At 56.2% G+C, this 23,572-nt stretch carries 12 protein-coding genes; 8 read left to right on the top strand and 4 right to left on the bottom strand.

The window, feature by feature from the left end; all coding sequences use genetic code 11:
* The first annotated feature begins 5 nt into the window (after positions 1-5).
* Positions 6-185 (top strand): S-layer homology domain-containing protein, encoded by a 180-nt coding sequence (locus C7386_RS07740; RefSeq protein WP_207655861.1) that lies wholly within the window; start codon positions 6-8, stop codon positions 183-185.
* Positions 186-270: 85 nt separating this feature from the next.
* Here the strand turns inward: C7386_RS07740 and C7386_RS07745 are convergent, their stop codons facing one another.
* Positions 271-2,850 carry a X2-like carbohydrate binding domain-containing protein gene (locus C7386_RS07745; RefSeq protein ID WP_165815501.1) on the bottom strand — a complete coding sequence of 860 codons (2,580 nt, stop codon included), beginning with the start codon at positions 2,848-2,850 and terminating at the stop codon, positions 271-273.
* A 330-nt stretch (positions 2,851-3,180) separates the two neighbouring features.
* On the opposite strand from C7386_RS07745, the gene C7386_RS07750 reads away from it, so the two are divergent.
* From C7386_RS07750 to C7386_RS07765, 4 genes are all read left to right on the top strand, one after another.
* Positions 3,181-4,908: a phospho-sugar mutase gene (locus tag C7386_RS07750; protein ID WP_116705208.1), complete on the top strand. Its 1,728-nt coding sequence runs from the start codon at positions 3,181-3,183 to the stop codon at positions 4,906-4,908.
* A gap of 360 nt (positions 4,909-5,268) precedes the next feature.
* A complete protein-coding gene (locus tag C7386_RS07755; RefSeq protein ID WP_116705209.1) occupies positions 5,269-6,117 on the top strand; it encodes a hypothetical protein in 849 nt (282 codons plus the stop codon).
* A 243-nt stretch (positions 6,118-6,360) separates the two neighbouring features.
* Positions 6,361-7,731 (top strand): Trk system potassium transporter TrkA, encoded by a 1,371-nt coding sequence (gene trkA, locus C7386_RS07760; protein ID WP_116705210.1) that lies wholly within the window; start codon positions 6,361-6,363, stop codon positions 7,729-7,731.
* A complete protein-coding gene (locus tag C7386_RS07765) occupies positions 7,728-9,173 on the top strand; it encodes a TrkH family potassium uptake protein (RefSeq protein WP_116705211.1) in 1,446 nt (481 codons plus the stop codon). Before trkA ends, C7386_RS07765 begins: the two co-directional genes overlap by 4 nt.
* A gap of 239 nt (positions 9,174-9,412) precedes the next feature.
* On the opposite strand, the gene C7386_RS07770 is transcribed toward C7386_RS07765, so the two are convergent.
* The gene (locus C7386_RS07770; protein WP_110435564.1) at positions 9,413-10,318 is read right to left on the bottom strand and encodes a LysR family transcriptional regulator; all 906 of its coding nucleotides are present in this window, start codon (positions 10,316-10,318) and stop codon (positions 9,413-9,415) included.
* A gap of 121 nt (positions 10,319-10,439) precedes the next feature.
* On the opposite strand from C7386_RS07770, the gene C7386_RS07775 reads away from it, so the two are divergent.
* The 3 genes from C7386_RS07775 to C7386_RS07785 all read left to right on the top strand — a co-directional run bounded on the left by C7386_RS07775 (position 10,440) and on the right by C7386_RS07785 (position 21,149).
* Complete coding sequence (locus C7386_RS07775; RefSeq protein WP_165815502.1) at positions 10,440-11,078, top strand: GDSL-type esterase/lipase family protein; 639 nt, start codon at positions 10,440-10,442, stop codon at positions 11,076-11,078.
* Positions 11,079-11,392: 314 nt separating this feature from the next.
* Complete coding sequence (locus C7386_RS07780) at positions 11,393-19,447, top strand: InlB B-repeat-containing protein (protein ID WP_116705213.1); 8,055 nt, start codon at positions 11,393-11,395, stop codon at positions 19,445-19,447.
* Between the two features lie 400 nt (positions 19,448-19,847).
* Positions 19,848-21,149 carry a hypothetical protein gene (locus tag C7386_RS07785; protein ID WP_116705214.1) on the top strand — a complete coding sequence of 434 codons (1,302 nt, stop codon included), beginning with the start codon at positions 19,848-19,850 and terminating at the stop codon, positions 21,147-21,149.
* A 62-nt stretch (positions 21,150-21,211) separates the two neighbouring features.
* Here C7386_RS07785 and C7386_RS07790 read toward each other — a convergent pair whose 3' ends face one another.
* On the bottom strand, positions 21,212-22,381 hold the full coding sequence (locus tag C7386_RS07790; protein WP_116705215.1) for a M20 metallopeptidase family protein: 1,170 nt from the start codon (positions 22,379-22,381) through the stop codon (positions 21,212-21,214).
* Between the two features lie 18 nt (positions 22,382-22,399).
* The gene (locus tag C7386_RS07795; protein WP_116705216.1) at positions 22,400-23,572 is read right to left on the bottom strand and encodes a pyridoxal phosphate-dependent aminotransferase; all 1,173 of its coding nucleotides are present in this window, start codon (positions 23,570-23,572) and stop codon (positions 22,400-22,402) included.

Consider the following 23,572-nt stretch of genomic DNA (forward strand, 5'->3'; position numbering starts at 1 on the left):
CCTCCGTGGCTCCGGCAGCGGCCTTTTCCGACTGCGAGAACGAGAGTGTCTGTCTGGCAGCGGCGCTCGGTATTGTAACCGGCTATGATGACGGAACATTCCGACCGCGCCAGTCCATCACCCGTCAGAAGGCCGCCCTTATTCTCTATCACACCCCAACCGCAAGCCGCTGTGCGCCGTTCTGACGCCCTTGCGCCCTATCCCTCATCCGCCTGTAAAAGCGCACAAAAAAGCCGCCCGGAAAACCGGGCGGCTTGCATTTTTGAGAAATTACTTGAGCTGTACGCGCTCACGAATCGAATCGGTTACGGAAAGCTGTACGCTCTGTGCGGAGTAGCCGGTGCACGCCACCTGCGCCACATAGCTGCCGCGCTTGAGGCTGAACGACGCCGTGCCGTCCGTGCCGGTGGTGATGCTCTTGCCGCCAACCGTGACAACCGCACCGGACAGCGGTGCGCCGTACGCGTTGGTGACAACCAGCTGTACATTCTCGAGAATCTCGCCGGTCAGCTTGACCGTGCGGCCTGCAGAGATTTTGACCGTCTGCGTAACCGCCGCGGTAAAGCGCGAATGCGTTGCCGTTACAACGTATGAGCCGCGCTTGACATAAACAGTTGCCGTGCCGTCCGAGCCGGTGGTCAGCGTCTGCGCTGCCGTGCCGCTCTCCGCGTCCGAAGGCGTGAAGGTGACGGACGCGCCCGAAATCGGCAGACCGAGATCATCGACTACGGAAGCCGTCAGCGCGTAAGTGGTAACGTAGTTGACACGCAGCGTCGGGCTTTGACCCTTGCTCATCACAAAAACGAAATCCGCATAGGATGCACCGCTCTTGCCGAATTCCGCAACCGCAGACTTGTTGATCGTGACCTTGCTGCCCTCGATCTTGTACTGCCAGTTCTCCTCGAGCGTCTTGCCGTTCGAGCGGATATTCTTGAGCTTTGCACCGTCTACCATGTTAAGCGTTACCACCAGATCGGCGTAGCCGCCGGACGAGGTGTTCGCGTCAAAATCAACCGTGCCCGGAACCACTTCGTTCACCGGCGCGGTATCTACCACGCTCAGCGAGCAGGTAAAGGACGAACCCTGATTGGGTACGAATGTAACCGTATAAGTGCCCTTACTCTTCTTGGCAAGCGTCTCCTTGAGCAGACGAATCGTGCCGTTCGTTGCATTATAGGTGTAATCCGTGCCGCGCTCGAGCATCGTACTGCCGATTTTGACGGAATCCAGACGCGTGCCCGCCGGAAGAACGACGTTTACGGTCTGATCGGCATAGTTTGCGGACTGCTCGTACTTGTCAAAGGTAATCTGGCTCGGGCTGACTGCGCTCTGTGCCGAGTTGCTGACCGCCAGACCGATGGCTGCCTTGGAGCCGTCCTCAAAGGTCAGTTCTGCGGTGTAGGTGCCCGCCTTGAGCGTGGACAGATAGGTTTTGTACACGCGAATGCCGTTCTTGTCGCTCAGCAGGTTGTAATCCGTGCCCTGCTTGAGATTGGTGCCGTTGACCGAAACACGGGTCAGATCGTTCTTGTCCGCGTTGAAGGTGAACTCGTAGGAGAACGCGATCGCGTCCTTGTTGTTCACGTCGATAGACAGCGTGGACGGAGAAACCGAAACGCTGGTGGACGCCGCAACGTCCTTGCCGGCAATCTTCGCGGTGACGCCGCTCGCCAGCTCAACGCTGGTCGGCTGCATGGTCAGTTCACAGCCGTTGGAGTTGAGCACCGCCTTCTGAACCGAGCCGCCGCCGGTGACAGTGGTTCTTCCGTTCGCGGTCAGCGTGCTGATGGAGGTACTGCCGGTCGTCAGGATGGTGCCGGTCTGCTCATTGGCAACGTCCCAGACAGCTGCATCCAGCGTCAGGCTGACGCTGCTGCCGTTCATTTTAAGATCGGAGAAGCCGCCTGCAGTCGCTGCCAGATTGCTCTCGGTCAGCGTTGCAGAGGTTTTTACCTCGGTGGTGCCGATATTGGTGTTGCCGGTCGCAATGACCTGCGGGGTCAGTCCGGTCGGGTTGGAGACGACCATCTCGAGTGCGGAAACTCCATCCAGCGTTACATTGCCGCCGCTGACGATGATATCGCCCGCAACGGTGACATCCTCAAGCGTTACATTGCCCGCCAGAACGCCCTCGGTGATGTACAGATTGCCCTTGATATCCGCATCGGCCAGCGTGCACGGTACGGAAATCGTAACGTTTTTGGTATCGCTCTTGAGCGTAGCCTGCGAATACACGTTGCCGTTCTTATTCAGCGAGGTGCCCATATAGCCGTACAGCATTTTGGCGATTTCGCCTCGGCTGAGCGTGCCCTGCGGCTTAAAGGTACCGTTCGTGTAGCCGTTGATATAACCCTGCTTGACCGCTTCCGCAACGTAGGATTTGCTGTAATCGCTCAGCTTGGCCCGATCAGAGAACATATCCAGCGCAGACAGGTCAGCCGTCGGCGTGTACTTGTGCAGTCGGCCGAGGATGGTTGCCGCCTGCTCTCGGGTCAGCGTGCCCTCCGGCGCCATACGGTTGTTGCCGACACCGTTGATATAACCCTGCTTGACCGCAATCTGCACGGTTTCGTAGAAAACATCGCTCGAATTGACATCCGAGAAGCTGATATCCGCCTTTTCGGTAAAGCCGAACGCGCGGTTGATATAGCGCATGAACTCCCAGCGCGTTACCTTGTCATCCGGGCCGTAGTTGCCCGTGCTGGCAGACGGATTGATAATGCCGTTGTCATGCAGCTCGGTAATGTAGGACTTTGCCCAGTGGCCATCAATATCCGAAGCCGCAAAGGCAGCCGGCACGGTACTGACCAGCAGCGCCGCTGTCAGTACGGCGGAAAGGACTTTTTTCAAAGCTATCACCTCTTATTATAATTTACCTTTATTCTACCATTCTTTTGTTTATTTGTGTACTGTTATTTTTATCTCGAGACAGGGCTTTTGTCTAAAGAGACGGCCTGCTGCCGGTTTTGGTTTCACATTTTCGCAGAATTTTCCGGTATTCTCACAGAACGTACAATTTCTGCTCTGCCGTTTTGTATATCATTACTCCGCTTCATGGAATCTTTTCACAAATTCGCGCAAAACCCCTTGCATTGACAGCCGGATATTGTATAATTTAGATAGTGGCAATCCGTCGGCTGAAAGCGGCGATGCGCCAACTAACACGATGAGGTGATACCAATGGATTATATGTCGGAATACAAGCGTTGGCTGGATTGCTCTGCCCTCTCTGCGGACGAGCATGCCGAGCTGGCTGCTGTTGCAGATAATCAGGAAGAGATCGAAAGCCGTTTCTTTGCGCCGCTGTCGTTCGGCACGGCCGGTCTGCGCGGTGTACTGGGCGTCGGCCTCAACCGCATGAACCGCTTTACCGTCGGTCAGGCTGCACAGGGGCTGGCAAACCTGATCGTATCGAACGGTCAGGCCGCAATGGACCGCGGCGTTGCCATCGCATATGACTCCCGCCATTTCTCGGCCGAGTTCGCCAAGCAGTCTGCGTGCATCATGGCCGCAAACGGCATCCAGTCGCTGCTGTTCGATGAGCTGCGTCCGACCCCGGAGCTGTCCTTCGCTGTCCGTCACTACGGCTGCATCGCAGGCATCAACATCACGGCTTCCCACAACCCGAAGGAGTACAACGGCTACAAGGTTTACTGGGAGGACGGCGCACAGCTTCCTCCGGCCGAGGCAGACGTGGTTGCCAGCGAAATGGCAAAGACCGATATCTTCACCGGTGTAAAAACTGCAGACTACGATGAGTCCGTCAAAAACGGTCTGATCCGTATTCTGTCTAAGGAGACCGACGAAGCTTACCTCGGCGAAGTCATTAAAGTTGCGGTAAATCCGGACTGCGTAAAGCAGGTTGCCGATGAGTTCAAGCTGGTGTACACGCCGTTCCACGGTGCCGGCTACCGTCTGGTGCCCGAGATCCTGCGCCGTCTGGGCTACAAGCACATTATCTGTGAGCCGGAGCAGATGAAGATCGACGGCGACTTCCCGACCGTTAAGAACCCGAATCCGGAGTACAAGGAAGGCTTTACGCTCGCCATCGCGCTGGCAAAGCAGAACGATGTTGATCTGATCATCGGCACCGACCCGGACTCCGACCGCACCGGCATCGTCCTCAAGGACAAGTCCGGCGAGTATGTCACCCTGTCCGGCAATCAGGTCGGTGTGCTGCTCACCGATTATATCATCACCGCAAAGAAGCTGACGAACACCATGCCTGCCCATCCGGCGGTGCTCAAATCCATCGTTACCACCGAGATGGCACGCGCGGCGGCTGAAAAGAACGGCGTTGCGTGCTTTGATACCTTCACCGGCTTCAAGTTCCTTGCCGAGAAGATCAAGCAGTTCGAGCAGGACGGCTCGCACGAGTACATTTTCGCGTTTGAGGAATCCTACGGCTACCTGTGCGGCGATTATGCCCGCGACAAGGATGCCGTTACCGCTTCCATGCTGATCGCCGAGATGGCGGCTTACTACCGTACCCAGGGCAAGACCCTGTACGACGCAATGGAAGAGATGTACGAAAAGTACGGCTACTACTGCGAACAGACCATTTCGATCGTTATGCCGGGTGTTTCCGGCCTGCAGCGCATGAAGGAGCTCATGCAGGAGCTCCGCGACAAGCCGCTGACCCAGATCGGCACCCACAAGGTCGATTACACCCGCGATTACATGCCGGGCACCCGCACCTGCATGGCAGACGGCAAGTCCGAGCCGATGGAGCTTAAGGGTCAGAACGTGATGTACTACGAGCTCGAGGGCGGCACAACCTTTATCATCCGTCCGTCCGGCACCGAGCCGAAGGTCAAGGTTTACATCATGGCCAAGGGCGAGAACAAGGCCGAGGCCGCAGAAAAGGTCGAGGCTCTGACCGCTGCAGCGAAGGAAATCGTAAAGTAACTGAGGCAACACCGCAGTAAAAATCCAGCAACGCTGAATGCAGCCGAATTCCGGTTCGGCTGCATTTTTCCGGAATCACCTTGATTACCGAAATTATTATACCTTAAGGCAACACCGCACAATTAAAGCGGCGGCTCCTTGTGCAGGCTCCGATCGCACTGCCGCGGTGCTTTGCGGAAATTTTGTGTCCTGACTTTGGCTTCGGTTCCTTGCGCGAGTTCCGTCCGCGCTGCCGAAGTTTCACGGTAATACATCAAGTATTACCGCAAAACTGTGCCTCGTCAGTACGCAAAATTTACTCGCAAATCACTCTTGTTCAATTATGCGGTATTGCCTTAATTATTTTAGGGGAACAAAAATATGATCAAACGCATTATTTCCTGTATTGTAAGCACGGTCATCGTGCTCGGTGCCACCATCGCGTATGACCGCACGCCTGCATGCCGCATTGCCGTGATGGAGCAGGTGCCGACACAGCTGGCTTCCGTTCTGCCGCGTGCTGCCTCCTATGAACTGGAGCTGCGTACGGAGGAAGGCAACCGCAGCTACACGGTCAACTGCCATGACAAGGACGGCAGCACCTTCCGCTCCTACACCATGCAGACCGTGGAAGGCGAGGAAGAACCGCTCAATTTCACCTACACGGACTACACCTACGACGAAAACGGCAACTGCACGGATGCTATCACCACCGACAAGACCAACAACTCCACCTCGGAGTATCGCCGCAGCTATGACGACAAAAACCGCGTTCTGCGCACGGAAAACTACGAAGACGGCGAACTTTCGGCCTCCTCCGAGACGGTTTACACCGAGGTGGACAACGGTCAGTCCTCTGCCGTCAACACGGTTTACGACGCAGACGGCAACGAGCTGATGGTCGTCCGCATGGGCATGAACACCAACGGCGACGTGCTGTCCTCCCGCACCTACGAGGGCGAGGACAATATCACCTCCTCCACCGACAACCGCTACGACAGTCAGGGGCGGCTCATCCAGTCGGTCACCGTAGACGAGAGCGGCGTCGTGTTCGAGGTGCTCACCGTGTACTCGGTGGACGGCAAAACGCAGACCACCCGCTCGACCATCGAAGGCGGCACCCTCTCGACCGATACCCGTACCTTTGATGATAACGGCAATCTGGTCTCCATGCACCAGACCGACAGCGACGGCTACGCAAGCGATACCACTTATACACAGTTTAAGTGACCTGTCGCGGAACTTTAATCCGCAGTGAAAACCACCCGTTCGGGTGGTTTTTCCTTTTTTTCGGACATACTATTATCAGCTATACACCGACCATTTCTCCCTATTTGTCGGTTTTCCGCTAAACTCCTGCAAAATTCCTGTCTGGATATTGCTTTTTCTCGGTCAAACCGCTATAATCGCTATATGCGTATCAAGACTGTGTCAACAGAGCACAGCTATAGAGAAATAGATCGGAGGTGCGCTATGCGCATCATTATTGTAGGCTGCGGCAAAGTCGGCTCGGAGCTGGCGGGACAGCTCAGCGCGGCCGGACACGACCTGACACTGATTGACCTGTCCGAACGCCGTCTGGATGAACTTTCCAACACATACGACCTTGCTACAGTAAAGGGCAGCGGCACCAGCTATCACGTTCTGCGTGAAGCCGGCGTGCAGGATACCGACCTGCTAATCGCCGTTACCACCCATGACGAAATCAATCTGCTTTCCTGCCTGATCGCTCGTAAAGCATCCGGCTGCCACGCCATTGCGCGTGTGCGCGATCCGGAATATGTATCCGACCTCGGCTTTATCCGCGATGAGCTGGGTATTTCGATGGTCATCAACCCCGAGCTGTCCACCGCGCGTGTTGTTTCGCGTCTGATCCGCTTCCCGTCGGCCATCCGCGTCAGCACGTTTGCCCGCGGACGCATCGAGCTGCTCGACCTCAAAATCCCGCACGAGTCCCGCCTGGACGGTATGGCGGTCTGCGAGGTCAATCCGCTGCTCCGCACGGACGTGCTGCTGTGTATGGTCCGCCGCGACGGTCAGACCTATATTCCCAAGGGCGACTTCATCCTGCGCGAAAACGACAACATCACGGTTATCATTCCGCCGCACGAGCAGAGCGAATTTTTCGAGAAGGTCGGTTTGCCGGTCAAGCGCATTTCCTCTGCGATGCTGGTCGGCGGCGGCAAAATCTCGTACTTTCTTGCGAAAATCCTGCTGAATTCCGGCATTTCAGTCAAGATTATCGAAAACAAACTCGAGCGCTGCGAGGCACTGTCCGAAATGCTCCCGCACGCGACCATCATCTACGGCGACGGCACCGACCGCAACCTGCTCGATGAGGAGGGGCTGGCAACCTGTGAGGCCTTCGCGGCTCTCACCGGCATGGACGAGGAGAACATCCTGCTTGCGCTGCACGCCGGCCGTCATTCCCGTGCGAAGCTGTTCACCAAGGTCAACCGTGTGAACTTCGAGGAAGTCATTGCCAGCATGCCGATCGGCAAGGTGATTCGCCCCAAGCAGACCACCGCCGAGCTGATCAGCCAGTACACCCGCGCGATGCAGAACTCGATGGGCTCCAACGTGGAGACCCTGCATCAGCTGGACGGCGCAGAAGCGCTTGAGTTCCGTGTTGCGGCGCACCATCTCACCGGTGTTCCCCTGCAGTATATGCCGATTCGTCCGGATGTTCTGCTGTGCTGCATCAACCGCAGAGGCAAGCGTATCATTCCGCGCGGCCACGATGTGCTGCATGAAGGCGATACGGTTATCGTCGTTTCCACCTTCGAGGGCATGAACGACCTTCAGGATATCTTCCTGCCGACAGCCGGAGGGCGCGAAAAATGAATTTCGCAATCGTCCGCTATCTGATCGGCTGGCTGATGGGCATTGAGTCCCTGTTCCTGCTGCTGCCCGCATTTACCGCGGTCATTTACCGTGAACCCGAGCTGCCTGCCTATATCGCCACCGCACTGATTTGTATGGTCGGCGCAGGCATTCTGTGTGAATACAAGCCGAAAAACACCAAGTTCTACGCACGCGAAGGCTTTGTGGCAGTCGCGCTGTGCTGGCTGGTGCTGGCCGTGACCGGTGCCCTGCCGTTCGTGCTCAGCCGCGAGATTCCGTTCGCAGTAGATGCGATTTTCGAGGCCGCATCCGGCTTCACCACCACCGGCGCTACCATTCTCGGCGATGTGGAGGCGCTTTCGCATGCCTCTATGCTATGGCGCTGCCTGATGCACTGGGTCGGCGGCATGGGCATTCTGGTGTTCATGCTGATCGTCCTGCCGTTGGCAGGCGGTCAGACCATTTATCTGATGCGCGCGGAAAGCCCGGGACCCTCGGTCTCCAAAATATCGCCGCACATGCGCGATACCGCGCTTATCCTGTACGCGATTTACTTTGGACTGACCGTTCTGCAGATTATTCTGCTGCTGTTCGGCGGCATGCCGATGTTCGACGCCATCTGCGTTTCGCTCGGCACGGCAGGCACCGGCGGCTTCGGCAACTGGAATAATTCCATCGCGCACTACAACAGCGCCTACCTGCAGAATGTCATCTCGGTCTTTATGATCCTTTTTGGCATCAATTTCAACGCGTATTTTCTGCTTTTGACCCGTAAATTCAAGCAATTGTTCAAAATCGAGGAGATTCGCGTGTACCTCGGCGTGATTGCCGTATTTACCACGCTGATCGCCTTCAACGTGCGCGGCTGCTTCGGTTCGCTGCGCGAGAGCTTCCACCATTCCCTGTTTCAGGTTGCGTCTATCATCACGACCACCGGTTTTTCAACCGTGGACTTTAACCAGTGGCCTGCATTCAGCAAGCTGCTGCTTGTGCTGCTGATGTTCATCGGCGCGTGTGCCGGTTCGACCGGCGGCGGCATGAAATGCTCGCGCATCCTGCTGCTGTTCAAGGGCGTAAAGAAGGAAATGATGTCGCTGATTCATCCGCGTCTGGTGCGCGTGCATAAAATGGACGGACAGCGCGTCCAGCATGAGGTCATGCGCTCGGTCAACGCCTTTCTTGTGGCATATCTGATCGTCATTGCCACTTCCATCCTCATTGTCAGTCTGCACTGTGAGGATATGGTAACCAGCTTCACCTCGGTCGTTACCTGCATCAATAACGTCGGTCCGGGACTCAATCAGGTCGGTCCTGCAGCCAACTTCGGTGCACTGCACCCGCTGAGTAAAATCGTGCTGACTTTCGATATGCTCGCCGGTCGTCTGGAGCTGTTCCCCATGCTTCTGCTGTTTGCGCCGGAAACGTGGAGAAGAAACCGATAAAAAAACTGCCGCTAAACGTATACCGTTTAGCGGCTTTTGCGATGTCGAACGACCACGAATCATTCCGGTGCTCCACCGACACACCCGAATCATCGCGACAGAATATGTCGAGATGGGGGCCGGTTGCTCATGGGTATCTATCTCTTTGGGTAACACGATGGTGCTTTTTCTGTCTGACAATAACCTGCCACGAAAGCTATCGGTTGACAAATACGTCTTATCTGCCGCCCTTCGCAGTTTTAATCTATCGACAGATGCTTTTTCAGTGCCTTCACATAGGAGTCCGCATAGCGGCTGAATACCACGTTTTTCTTGCGGATGAGACCGATGCGCATGCTGCCTTCCATCTCGAGCGGCCGCGCGATAATGCTCGGACTGTTCAGCTTGCGGTCGATAATGCCCGAGCTGACCGTAAAGCCGTTCAGTCCGATTACCAGACTGAACAGTGTTGCGCGGTCGCGGACCTGAATGGTTTTCGGCATGTCGAGCATGCTGAGCAATTCCTCGGAAAAATAAAAGGAATTGCGGTCTCCCTGCTCAAAAATCAGATACGGATAGGGCTTCAGTTCATCGAGCGTGATGCACTTCCGGTCTGCGAGCGGATGGTCCTTATTGATGAACACATGCGGTGCGGCAGTGAACAGTTCCTCGAACACGAGCTCACTTTTGCGCAGCAGCTTGGAGAGCACGGTTTCGTTGCTCTCGGACAAATACAGCAGACCCAGCTCGCTTTTGCCCGACGCCACATCATCAATGATCTCACCGGTCTGCGTTTCCCGCAGGATAAAACCGTACTGGTCCGCGTCGTACTCCTTGACAACCTCGACGAATGCGTTCACCGCGAACGAATAGTGCTGACATGACACGCAGAACTTGGGCACGCGCTTTTTGCCCACGCCGAAGTGCTCCTGCATGATGTCTGCCTGCTCGAGCAGCATGCGCGCAAACGAAAGCAGCTCCTCGCCCTCCTGCGTGACGGTTACGCCCTTGTTTGAGCGCACAAAGGCGGTAACGCCCATCTCCTTCTCTAAATTGTGAATCGCGGCGCTCAAACTCGGCTGCGAGAGAAACAGCCGCTCGGCGGCGTCCGTGATGTTGCCGCATTCGGCCACAGTGACAAGATAGGTCAACTGCTGCAGGGTCATAGGAAAAACCTCCGGGAAATAATCTGTATCTATTGTAGCATGTCTGTGCGGAAATACAATGCGGTTTTCCTATCTATTCCCTCAATTTCATGCTATGATAGAGATAAAGGAGAGCGTAAAAATGAAAAATGTACTGTTCTACGGCGATTCCAACACCTGGGGTTATCAGGGCGACGATCCCATGCACCGCCTGGACGCGGACAAGCGTTACACCGGTGTGGTTGCGGCTCAGTTCCCGGACGTGCACTTTATCGAGGAAGGTCTGTGCGGACGCACCATCTGCAGCACCGACCCGATTGATTACAGCCGAAACGGCATGGCAATGCTGCCTGCCCTGCTGGCAACGCACGATCCGCTCGACGTGATCGTTATCATGCTCGGCACAAACGACAGCAAGGCAATGTACGGCCACTCACCGTTCACCATCAGCGATGCCATGGACCGCACGATCAAGCTGATGCAAAGTCCGCTTTTATGGTCAAATACCATGCAGAAACCGCAGATTCTTCTGGTTGCACCGCCGAAAATGGGCGAAAACCTTGCAGACAGCGTCTACTACGGCATGTTTGACGAAAGCAGTGCCGCACTCATCCATGCTCTGCCCGCACGGTTCCGCACGCTGTCAGAAAAATACGGCTGCGCCTTTGTGGACGGCTCGGCTGTCACGGCGGCAAAGTGCTCGGACCAGATTCATCTGACCGCAGAGGAGCACGCCGTGCTCGGCAGGCTCATTGCGGACAAGCTGCGCGAGCTGCTTTAACCCCCTGCCCGAAAGCATTCGTCATCTTTTCCCCCGGTTTTGTCACCTGACAAAACCGGGGTGTTTTTTGCCGCATTTTATCCACAGCCTGTTGATAATTCCTGTGGATTGTGTGTCATTTTTTGCAGAATTTACGCGTAGTTCACTCTGTTTTTCCTATCGGTGTATTTCGTGTCAAAAATCGGACATTTCGTGTGCCCGACCGCACAGCAGGCTGCAAAGCTGCTATGATAAGCGCAGGCAATTTTCAGTCTCTTTTCTGCAGGCGCGGCTCGTTCCACCGCACCGCAGAATTGGAAAAGGAGGAATATACCATGAAATTCAAACGCGGCATAAGCCTTGCTCTGGCACTGGCTCTTATCGCCGGCATAGGCGGCCCGCTTGATATCCGCGCAGCGGCGGCGGATACCGGCAGCTCGGACGCGCTTGCGGCGCTCGGTATTGATTCGAGCAAAGCGCCCGACGGCTTTAATGCCAACGACCCCAGCAACCCATACGGGCGCAATACCATCAAGGTTACGCCGGTGTACGAGCTGTATACCGTTGGTCTGACAAGTGATGTTCTGCCGTCGGATAAAATCAATCTGGACAAGCGTGAAAGCGCAGAGCAATGCGATACAAGCGTTTCCAAGTCCAACCAGAAGGACAATGCCCTTCAAAGCACGCTGTACGGCAATGATGATAACACATCTACCAAGGCTCAGCAGTTTTTGAGCGCTCAGAAGCAGAACCAAACTATTTCTGAGGGTAAAACCACCTCTACCGGCACATACGCACAGTTCCCGACAGGCAGCAAGGGCAATGACGGCTATGCCACCAAGGGCTATCTGACCGGCATGACCAATGCTACTACCGATTTGCAGGATGGTACCGATTACGCTATGGCAGACGTGGCCGCAGGCCATTTCACCTCGAGCAGTGACGCCAAGTCCTCGCAGACGGTCATGGTTTACGCCGGTGACCTGAGCGCGAAAGGTGGTCTGTACCTGCGATTCGGCGATGCGAAAACCGGCGAGTACGGCAAGCCGATCACGCTGCTGGACACCAGCAAGGAAATCGGCAACCCGAATCTGACCGACACCAGCGACGAAGGCAGCACGACTGCCAAAAAGGTCGAAAACTTCGCAGAAAACCCGTATCAGCTGAAAAACTACCTGCAGGTAGCTACCGGCGACTGGGACAACGACGGTAAGGACGAGGTTGCGGTCTATGTGCCGGAGGTCGGCAATTCCCGCATTGAGATTTACGACCTGCAGACTAACGATTACTCCAATCCCTCTAACTGGAGACAGGCGTGGACGTACTTCTTCCGTGAGGGCAGTGTCGTTTCCAACATGATCTCTCTCGTCAGCGGTGACGTCAACCAGGACGGCGTAGACGATCTCGCCTGCACCTGGGGTTACTACTACGGTCCGCAGCAGAACGCGGGCTCGCGTGCCGTTGTAATGTTTGGCTCCACGAGCGCGCACATGCTGCAGAGTTCGCAGGAATTCCCGCTGACCTACGAGGGCAGCAATCTGGTCCGCGCATCCTTCGCCTTCGGCGATATGACCGGCGGCGGCAAAACGCTGATTCTGGCGGCTCAGTCGGATGCCGACCTCAAGGCAAATAAGCAGAATACACGCTATGTAGGTTTGTACGCATGGAACGGCGTCACCTTCCAGCCGTCTGTTTCGCAGAATTTCGATCTGTTCTCCAAGGATAAGGACGGAAACTATATTTACAGCGCAATGCAGAATCACATCGAAAACGGCACCGACGTTTTCCGTTCTCTGCCGCTGTGCCCGGCCAATACGGCGATTATCTCCCGTCCGACCGCAGGCGAAAAAGGCGATGACGGCAAGACCAGCGATCTGCTGTACTTTGACAGCCTTGTTATCTCCTGCGATGAGAATGGTCTGAATATCAAGCAGGCGCTCGACAACACGCCTGCTATGCCGAATGACGACTACGTTGAGTACGATGCATCCGCAGGCTCTGTGACCACCGCGGTGGATAAAGACAACAACACCGCAGGTTCGGGTACGCTGTTCACACTGACGCAGACCATGTCCAAGGATGAGGACAAGCAGTCTGAATCCTACAACGTCACCGGTAAAGTTCCCCAGTACGCAACCCGTTATTATTACAAGAGCTGGTGGCATAAACTGTTCCGCAAAAGATCTTCCTATCAGGCTTTTGTCGGCTATGTAGATGCTACTACATCGCAAACAACACCTTACACCACCCGCACGCCGGGTACAACCAGACTTTCGACCGTCAACCTGTTTGACGGCTCTCAGCCGGTAAAAACCGATGTCAACAGCTCGTACACGCTCTGTCTCGCCAACACGGACGACGATACCAGCTACATGACCTACACCGGCAAGCACTATTACACCTACTCCGACCCGCAGGTTCTGGCGGTACTGGCTTCGCCTCCGTACTTCTCCGATCTGCTCGACCGTGATGACCTTTCGGGCAACTACGCCGAGTCCTCCACCACCTACTCGAGCATGAAGGGCACCGAGAACGGCACCAGCTCCTCCTCTACCATCTCGGTCGGCGCATACGTCTCCTTTGAGCAGGAATTCTCGGTATTCGGCGTTAAGATCGGCAGCGTTGAGGCGGAAGCCGCCTTTACCTCCGGTTTCACCTACGAGACCGAGCACACCTCCTCGCTCGAGCAGTCCATCACCTACGAGACAACCTCCGGCGAGGACAGAGTGGCGTTCTATTCCATCCCGATGGAGATTTACGAGTATACCTCCTACATCCCGGATGGCAAGGGCAGCTACACTAAAGTAACCTCCACCGTTTCCATCCCGCACGAAGCCTCGATCGGTCTGATCGACCTGTCCGACTACGAAAATATAGCCGAGGATTACAGCGTTCTGCCATCCATTTCGGGCAGCGTACTGACGCATACGATTGGTGATCCGTCCAGCTATCCGAGCGCACCGAGTGCAGACTCCAAGGCTTATAACGGTGATCCGGCTAAGGTTGACTTCACCGCGGCAGGCGGCGGCTCCGGCATCACGCAGGAGATCAGCTTCTCCACCTCGGACAGCAAAAACTACACCAACACCACCTCTATCGAAACGAAAGCCGGTGCAGGCGCAGGCGGCGTAACCGCAGGCGTTGTGGCAGGTTCGGAAAGCTCTGCCGGCAAGGTATCGGTCAACACCGCAGGCGGCTCGTTCTCCGGTTCGCTGCAGAACATGCCGATTGAAGCCAAACCGTACGGCTACGGCATGAACTGGCGTATTTTCTGCTACAACTACCGCAGCGGCAATCAGGCGTTCCCGGTTGTTACCTACGCGGTAACCGAGCCGCAGGCTCCGTCTCCGCTGCCGGAGGATTTTGAGCAGGATGTTGCGGCAACCACCGATGATTCCGTCACCCTGACGTGGACGTACGACAAGATCGTTTCCGGTTTCCAGCTGTACCGCTACTACAACTTCCCGGACGGCTCCGGACGCAAGGAACTCGCATTTGTTCCGTTCACCGATGGTGAGCGTCACGATGACGGCACCTACACCTTCAGCTACACGGATAAGAACCTGTCTCCCTATACCGAGTATGAATATCAGATTCAGACCCGCAACAACAACAAGGCTGAGCAGCAGCGCAACAGCATTTACAGCGAACCGCTGACCTGCCGTACCAAGACCACAGCAGGCTATCCCGATATTTCGGTAACGATTGACGGCAAGGAGAAGCAGACGGTTCTGCCGATCTATCCGGATTCTCTGGCAACCGCAACGGTTAAGTATAACGGAGACAATAAAAATCCGGACGGCGGCAAGTACAACAGCGTAAGCTATCAGTGGCAGAAGCTGAACAATGGTTCCTGGACCGAGATTGCCGGCAGCGTTTCCGATACGCTGAGCATCGAAAACGCCGGTTCTGCCGACAAGGGCACTTACCGCTGCCGATTGAATGTGCTCTACTTCGACAACACCGCCCAGAAGGAGTTCAGCATTTCCGCTTACTCGCCTGAGATTACCACACAGTACAGCAAGCGCACGCCCAAGTGTGATTTGACGGTTGAAGCGAAGACTGCTCAGGTTGGCGGTACGTACAACCGCACGCTGCACATCAACGCTAAAATGAGTTCCGCGTCTGCTACCTCCACCATCCCGACCGGCACGCTCAGCTTCCTGATTCGCGGCACGGACTTCTCCACCACGGTTGCGGCAGAGATTGGCGCCAACGGCGTGGCCACCAAGGACGTTGTCGTGCCCGCAGACGGCGCATATACGGTTACCCCGTATTATCCGGGCAGCTATGTATTCAAGGATATGAGCAACGCGGAAGGTCAGATGGTTCTCGTTGGCGAGAACGCGACCGGCTACCAGCTGACGCTCACCAACGGCAAGGATAACAACAGCGTCACCCGCTTCACCTACGGCGATACGGTAACGCCGTCGCTCTCCCGCATGAGTAAGGATACGCATGGTCTGCAGAAGGTCAATAACGCGACCTTCAAGTATGCAGTTTCCGGTTCGGAAACACAACGGGATTTGACCAATCCGCTGGATGTCGGCACTTACACGCTGTATGCTTATGCAAACGGCGAAACCAAACCGGTTGCGGAAACCGAGTTTACCGTTGTTCAGCGTGCCGTTACGCTGCGCGTTGTTACCCCGAAGGACGGCGTTGCACAGGATAAGGTTAACCCTACCGACTCGAAACAGCTTTCTCTCGCGGCAGACACGAAAAACATGACTGCTGATGAGATTGCTGCTCTGCACCTTGGCTATACCGCAGTCAACACCGCAGGCAACACGGTGACGCTCGAGCCGAACATTGCGCCCAGCAACTACACGGTTTCTCCGTGCAAGACTACCGCTACCAACGAAACGCTGTACAACAACTATGAATTTACCTTTATCCCCGGCGTTTACACGGTAAACGGTCTGACTTACATCCTGACTCTCAAGGCCGAGGACTTTGGCGAAGGCGCAAACAAACACTCTGTCGGTTCTGCGTCGATCATTACCGCAGGTCTGAATGCCGGCAAGGCGGATGACGGCAGCGCAATCTCCAGCTTTACCGCAAACACCGATGTTACCCTGACGGCTGTGCCGGATGCAGGTTATGCAGTCGATTACTGGACCTATGACGGCAAGGAAATCGAGAACAGCAAGGAGAAGAGCTCGGTTACCATCAAGACCCTTGCAAAACCGGCATCTGTTTTGGTTTACTTCAAGACCACCAATACCAAACTGAATGCTTCCGTTCAGAATAAGCAGGGCGGTACACTCAAATGCACGGATGAAAATGGCTCCGAAAGCCTCAAGAATTTCCCGGCTTACATTGCCAGCGGTGCAAAGTTCAACTTCACCGCAACGCCGGATACCGGCTGGCACTTCAAGCAGTGGATCCGCAAGGAATTCGGTGCAAACAACTATCCGGCAGGCACCAAGCACGACAACGGCTCCAACACGCTCGCTGTCGAGGTTGGCGTGCAGGATATTGATCTGATCGCCGTATTTGAGCGCGACAGCTACACGCTGACACTGGAAGGTGAACTGACCGCAAGCTATCAGACGGTTGATCCGGACGATACCTCCAAGACGCTCAAGAGCGGAGACAGCGTCACCGGCGATACCCGGATTACGGTAGCGCCCAAGGCAGGCTATGCTGCCGCCACAGGCGAGACCTATCAGGTAAACGGCAAGGCTGTTGAAGCAGGAAAGCTCAACGCTGGCGGCAGCTATACCTTCCCCATCACCGAGAACACCAAGGTTTCGCTCAAGACCGACCGTGCCGCATTTGCGATTACCACACTGAAAATGGAGCATGGCACGATCATTGCAACCGTAGACGGCGAAGCTGTGGACGATCTGTCCAAGATTCCCGGCGGCAGCAAGGTTGAGCTGCAGGCACGCGCAGACCGCGGCTATCACTTCGATCACTGGATTGTAAACGACACCGTACAGAAGGAAACCAACGGCATTTACACCATCAGCGAACTGGCCGACGATCTGTCCATCAGCGCTGAATTTGCCGAGAGCGCTCCCTACACCGCCAAGGCTACCGCTGCGGCCGGCAACGGCACGGTAGCGTATACGCTGTATGATATCTACGGCGATGAGGTCGAAACCAAAACCATGTCGACCGAAGGCGTAACCATTTATCAGGACGAAGAAATCACTTTCACCGCACAGCCGAAATCCGGCTATCAGGTAGAGCAGTGGAAGGTAGACGGCAAGCTGACCTCCGGCAACAGCCTGACCAATCCGGAAGGCAAAATCCGAGCCGCAAAAAATATTGAAGTGACGGTATACTTCAAGGTTTCCGCCAAGTACTTCCCGTACTTCGGTACGGCTGCGGCAGACGGCAGCTTGACCGCTGCTATCGATGGCAGCACGATTACCTCCGGCGAAAATCAGCCGAACGGCAGTGTAATCGCCTTCACTGCAGTACCGAACACCGGCAAGATGGTTGAAAAGTGGACGGTTACCAAGGGCGATCTCGCTGCTGCGGAAAGCAAAACACCTGTACAGGCGGACGGTGCTAATCTGGTCGATCCGATTTACACGCACACGCTGAGCGGCAACCAGACCATCCGCGTTCACTTCACCGACCTTGTACAGTACGATGCCAAGATTTCCGGCACGAACGGCACCGGCAAATTCACCTACACCACGCCGATTCAGCCGAACGACACCGGTGCAGTCAACAGCGCATCCGCTCAGGTTCGCACGAACGGCACGCTCAAGCTGACGCTCACGCCGAGCACAAACTGTGTTGGCACCGCCGAGGAGATCAAGTCCGAACTCGAGAAGGCGGCTCCGAATGCCGTTGTTTCCGTCACCGAGAATAACGGCAGCTTTGAAGCGGTTATCCGCAACGTAACGGAAGCTCTGACGGTCAACACCGACAATCTGTTCCACAAAACTTACGCAATTACGGCCGGCAAGGCCGAAAACGGCAGCGTTTCCGCTTCTGCGGCACGCGCCAAGGCTGGCGACAAGGTAACGCTCACCGCTGCACCCGCAAGCGGCTATCAGCTGAAAACCCTGACGCTGACACCGGAGACCGCGCTCGACAAGACGGTTTCCGCGTCCACCCTGACCTACACCTTCACCATGCCGGCGAATGACGTTGCAGTTACCGCAGCCTTTGCCGTCAAGCCGAGCAGCGGCGGCGGCGCAGGCGGCAGCGGTGGAGCAGGCGGCGGCGCTGTTGCACCGGCTCCGACCGACAGCGGCTCGTCCTCCATTACCTCGCCGGACGGCACCAAGGTTCCCGCAACGGTTGAGGTAAAGAACGGCATCGCAGCAGTTTCCGCCGACAGCTCCAAGCTGACTGCGGTTTCCGGCAAGGATTCGCTGACGCTTGACCTGTCCGCAGATTCCACCGTACGCACGGTATCGCTCACCGGTGATGTGGTAGCTGCTCTCGCCGGTGCAAAGAACGGCGCAGCGCTTACCCTGCCGAACGGCACGGTTGCACTCGACCGTGAGACGCTGACCGCACTCGGCAGCGCCGCACAGGCCGATGGTATGGCAAGTATTTCGATCGCTTCCGCTGACAAGTCCTCCCTGACGGACGCACAGCGCAAATACCTGCCGAAGAACAGCACCATCCTGAACATTTCTGCGCAGGTACAGCCGAAAAACGGCACTGCAACCCGCGTTCACGCGCTGAACGGCACGGCTTCGGTTTCTGTAGCATACAGCCTCAAGAGCGGCGAGAACGCCGCGCATCTGGTTGCATACTATCTTGCTGAGGACGGCTCGTTCGAGAAGCTGCCTGTCATTTATGATGCAGCGACCGGAAAGGCTACCTTTAAGACCACCCACTTCTCCACCTTCGTTATCACCCACGAGTACAGCAGCGACTTCTCCGATGTCAACCTGCGCAAGTGGTTCTACAACGAGGTCAACACTGCACTCGAGAACGGCTGGTTCAAGGGCCTGACTGCAACCAGGTTCGGTCCGGATGACGGCATGACCCGCGCAATGCTGGTTCAGGTGCTCTACCGCATGAGCGGCAGCAAGGCCGCTTCCACCGCACAGTTCACCGATGTGGCGGACGGCAAGTGGTACGCAGAAGCCATCGCATGGGCCTCCGAAAACGGCATTGTCAACGGCTTCACCGACGGCAGATTCCAGCCGGATACGCTGATCACCCGTCAGCAGCTGGCGGCCATCCTGTACCGCTACGATACCTATCGCGGTCATACGCCGCAGGGCAGCGCAGCACTCGATGGCTACGCAGACGCGGCTTCTGTCGAGTCGTGGGCTGCTGAAGCAATGAGCTGGGCGAACGGCAACGGTCTGGTAACCGGCGTTACCCCGACCACGCTCGTGCCGAACGGCACCGCAACCCGTGCTCAGGTAGCGGTTATCCTCAGCCGCTACACCGACCAGTAATCCCATCCGATCCATACCCCCCAACGGATATGGTATGAACAACCGCCCTGCAAGGGCAGACAATACCGACAGCGCCTGAAAACGCACACAAGCGACACCAATCGAAATATAGTGTCGCTTGTTTTTTTGCTTCTCACACGGAATACGCTCACGCGAGAACGAATCGAACAGCCGCGACAGAAATTCCATGCTCATATGTCAGCTTCTCCGGCGTGATATACTCTGCCAACCGAATCGCAAGTATTTTCAGGCTCGCGGCTCATTATATCGTACATCATGTTCTATATTTGCATAATACTGTGCAAATTCGACTCATTTTGATTTACAACGTCGTTGCAGGGTGATATACTGAAATTACCATATAAGATGCGCCGGATTATGCTTTGAGGAGAATGCTATAATGACCATGAATGACCCGCTGCTCCGCACGGACAGCTATGCAAAAATCTTCCTGTATAACACCCATGAAACCGTCGCCTGTGTGCCGCGCCACACCATCCGCATGCGCGATAAAGTGCGCCCGGACAAGCTGCGCGAAGCCGTCGAGCAGGCACTGCTGCGCTTTCCGCACATGATGCTGACCGCCGAGCCGACCGAGACCGCGTTCCGCTACCGCCGCAACGTGCAGCCCGCCGTAGTGCTGCCGTTCGACGGTGTATCCACCCGCTACACCATCGGCTCCAAGGATACGAACGGATACTTATTTCTCGTCGGCTACCACGACAAGACCATCTATATGGAGTATCAGCACTCTATCTCGGATGGACGCGGATTCGAGGAGTTTATCCGCTGTGTACTGTTCCAGTACCTGAAAAACTGCGGTTTCCCGGTTGAGAATGACGGCTCTGTGCGCGGCATGGATACCCGCTGGTCTCCCGAGGAGAGCGCAAACGGCTACGAGCAGCTGGCAGACCGTGAATTTTCGCCGGATGGCATCTGGAAAAAGCCGGCGGCTGTTCATGCCCCCGAGGTACAGTGGGGCGCTGACGGCTCCGAGGTCGTCACCGAGGTGACGTTCCCGTTTTCTCAGCTGCACGATTACGCAAAGTCCATCGGTGTCAGTCCGCTGTCTGTACTGGCTCCGCTGATGATGAAAGCGTTTGATGATAAGTTCGGCGGAACGGACAAGCCGGTTATCGCGGAGATTCCGGTCGATCTGCGTCCGCTGCTGCCGACGCTTACCACGCGGTATTTTATTTGCTTTATCGATCTGCCGTATTTTCCGGAATACCGCGATCTGCCGAATGACGAAGTGTTCCGGCGCACGAAGGCGTTTTTGAAGGATCAGATGCAGCGCGAACAGCTGCTCTATCGTGCAAAAGCCGCCGCAGACCGCTGTGAATCGCTGCATGAGGCAGACATGCCGCTCGCAGAGAAAATGCAGGCGGCACAGAAGGTCACGACTGATTTTGTGCTCGAGGACAGCTTTCTCATTACCAATGTCGGCCGGTTCGCCCTGCCGGAAAGCTGCCGTCCGTATGTACTCGATTACGGCGCAATCCTGCCGTGCGCCGTGCAGCCGTTTGCGCTGCTGATCTCGTCGTATGGAGATAAAATGAAACTGTCCGTTGCGCAGCGCGATCACGATATGCAGGTTGTCGAGGATTTGTGCGCCGGTCTGCGGCAGCTTGGCATCCAGCCTGAAACACTCAGCTATCCGTTTGTGGTGACACGGTATAACGGACTTGAGTGCGGGATGTAAATTCAAAACTGTAATTTCAAAAGCAAAACGCTCAGCTATCGTTTGATAGCTGAGCGTTTTCTTTATCCAAGCCGCGCGACTGTGTAGCCGACATACAGACCGGCACCGGTCACAAGTGCATTCTCGTCCACATCGAAGCCGCCGTTATGGTTGGTGATCATCGTGTGCGGAAAATCCGGATTGCTGGTGCCGAGATACGCATACGCGCCCGGCTTATACAGCTCAAACTCGGCAAAATTGTCGCCGCTGAGCGACAGCTCACGGTCAGTGACAACGTGTCCTTCTCCGAGCAGCTCGTCCACGACCTGAGCAGCTTCCTCGCACACCTGCGGGTCATTGACGAGCGCAGCGGCAAAGTCCGTCCACTCGATTTCCGCCGTGCCGCCGTACAGCGCAGCGATGCTCTGCGCGGTCTCACTGACCTGTGCGCGAACGCGGTCGCGGCTCTCCTGCGAAATAGTGCGCGTTGTGCCCTCCATTTCAGCAAATGCTGCCACGGCGTTGTAGGTCGTGCCCGCGTTCAACCTGCCGATACCGATAATCACCGGCTCGGTCGGTGAAGTGCGGCGCGTAACCAGTCCCTGCACTGCCACAACAATCTGGCTGGCGATATACAGCGCATCCACGCCCATATGCGGCGTGGAAACGTGCGTGGACCTGCCGTGCACGCGAATGCGGAAATGATCGACTGCGGCGTTGTTGATGCCCGGTTTGAGTCCTACCGTGCCTGCCTCCAAATCGTATGCCGTGTGCAGACCGAACACGCGCTCGGCACCCTCCAGCACACCGGCTGCGACAAACGGCTTTGCGCCTTTTCCGATTTCCTCACCCGGCTGAAACACAAGACGGACCTTTCCGCGGAACGCGTCTCTGTTCTCCGACAGGATTTTCGCGGCACCCAGAAGGCAGGCCGCGTGCGCATCATGGCCGCAGGCGTGCATGACGCCTGCATTCTCCGAGCGATAGACGCACTCATGCGTCTCCTCAATGGGCAGCGCGTCGATATCCGCACGCAGAACCAGCACTTTTCCGTTGTCCTTTGCGCCCTTCAGCGTGCCGAGCACGCCGGTTTCGCCTACGCGCGTGTGCGGAATGCCGAACTTGTCCAGTTCCTCCTCAATGCGCTGTGCCGTGCGGAATTCCTGCAGGCTCAGCTCCGGGTGCCGGTGAAATTCCCGACGGATGGATACGATATAGTCCTTTGTTTCCGCTGCGGCTTTCTTTACATCCATGACGGCTTTTCCTCCTGTTTATCGGTGTTTCGGTTTGATCTTATCACGCAGACCTTCCAGACGGTTGAGTGCATCGAGCAGCGTCTCGTCCTTCTTGGCAAAATGCAGGCGAATCAGGTTGTTGACCGGCTCACGGAAGAAGCTCGATCCGGGAACTGCGCCTACGCCGACATAATGCGCCAGATCCTCGCAGAACGCAAGATCGCTCTCGTAGCCGAACTCGGCAATATCGAGCAGAACATAGTACGCGCCCTGCGGGTCGGTATGGGCAATTTTGAGATCGTCCAGACCTTTCAGGAACAGCTTCTTTTTTTGTGTGTACTTGGCCTGCAAGTCGTCGTAGTAGTCCTGGCCCATCTTGAGACCGGTAACGACAGCCTCCTGCAGCGGTGCTGCTGCGCCGACAGTCAGGAAGTCATGTACTTTTTTCGCACGGTCGATAATCTCCGGCGGGGCAATGATATAACCCAGTCGCCAGCCGGTAACCGAGTACGTCTTGGAGAGCGACGAGCACGACAGCGTGCGCTCCCACATGCCCGGCAGGGTGGCAAAATAGGTGTGCTTGTTCGGCGCGAATACGATGTGCTCATACACCTCGTCGGTGATAACGTAGGTATCGTACTTCTCCGCGAGAGACGCGATAATCTCCAGCTCCTCGCGGGTGAACACCTTGCCGCACGGATTGGACGGGTTGCACAGGATGATGGCCTTCGGGTGCTGACGGAACGCGTCCTCAAGCACGTTCGCATCAAAGTGGAAATCCGGCGGCACGAGCGGCACATAGATCGGCTCTGCGCCGGACAGGATGGTATCCGCACCGTAGTTCTCGTAAAACGGAGAGAAAATGATAACCTTATCGCCCGGATTGGTGACTGTCATCATCGCAGCCATCATCGCCTCGGTGCTGCCGCAGGTCGTAACGATCTCGGTGTTCGGGTCGATCCTGCGGCCCATGAAATAGGTTTGCTTGGCGGCCAGCGCTTCGCGGAAGTTCTGCGAACCCCAGGTGATGGAATACTGGTGGTAATCCTCGTAGGCCACCTGCGCCAGACGGTCGAGCAGCTCCTTCGGCGGCTCAAAGTCCGGGAAACCCTGCGACAGGTTTACCGCGTCATACTGCATGGAAACGCGCGTCATGCGGCGGATGACCGAGTCGGTAAAGCCGGCGGTGCGTTCAGATAAGCTCTGCAT

This window comes from Agathobaculum butyriciproducens, from assembly GCA_003096535.1.
GTDB classification, from domain to species: domain Bacteria; phylum Bacillota; class Clostridia; order Oscillospirales; family Butyricicoccaceae; genus Agathobaculum; species Agathobaculum butyriciproducens.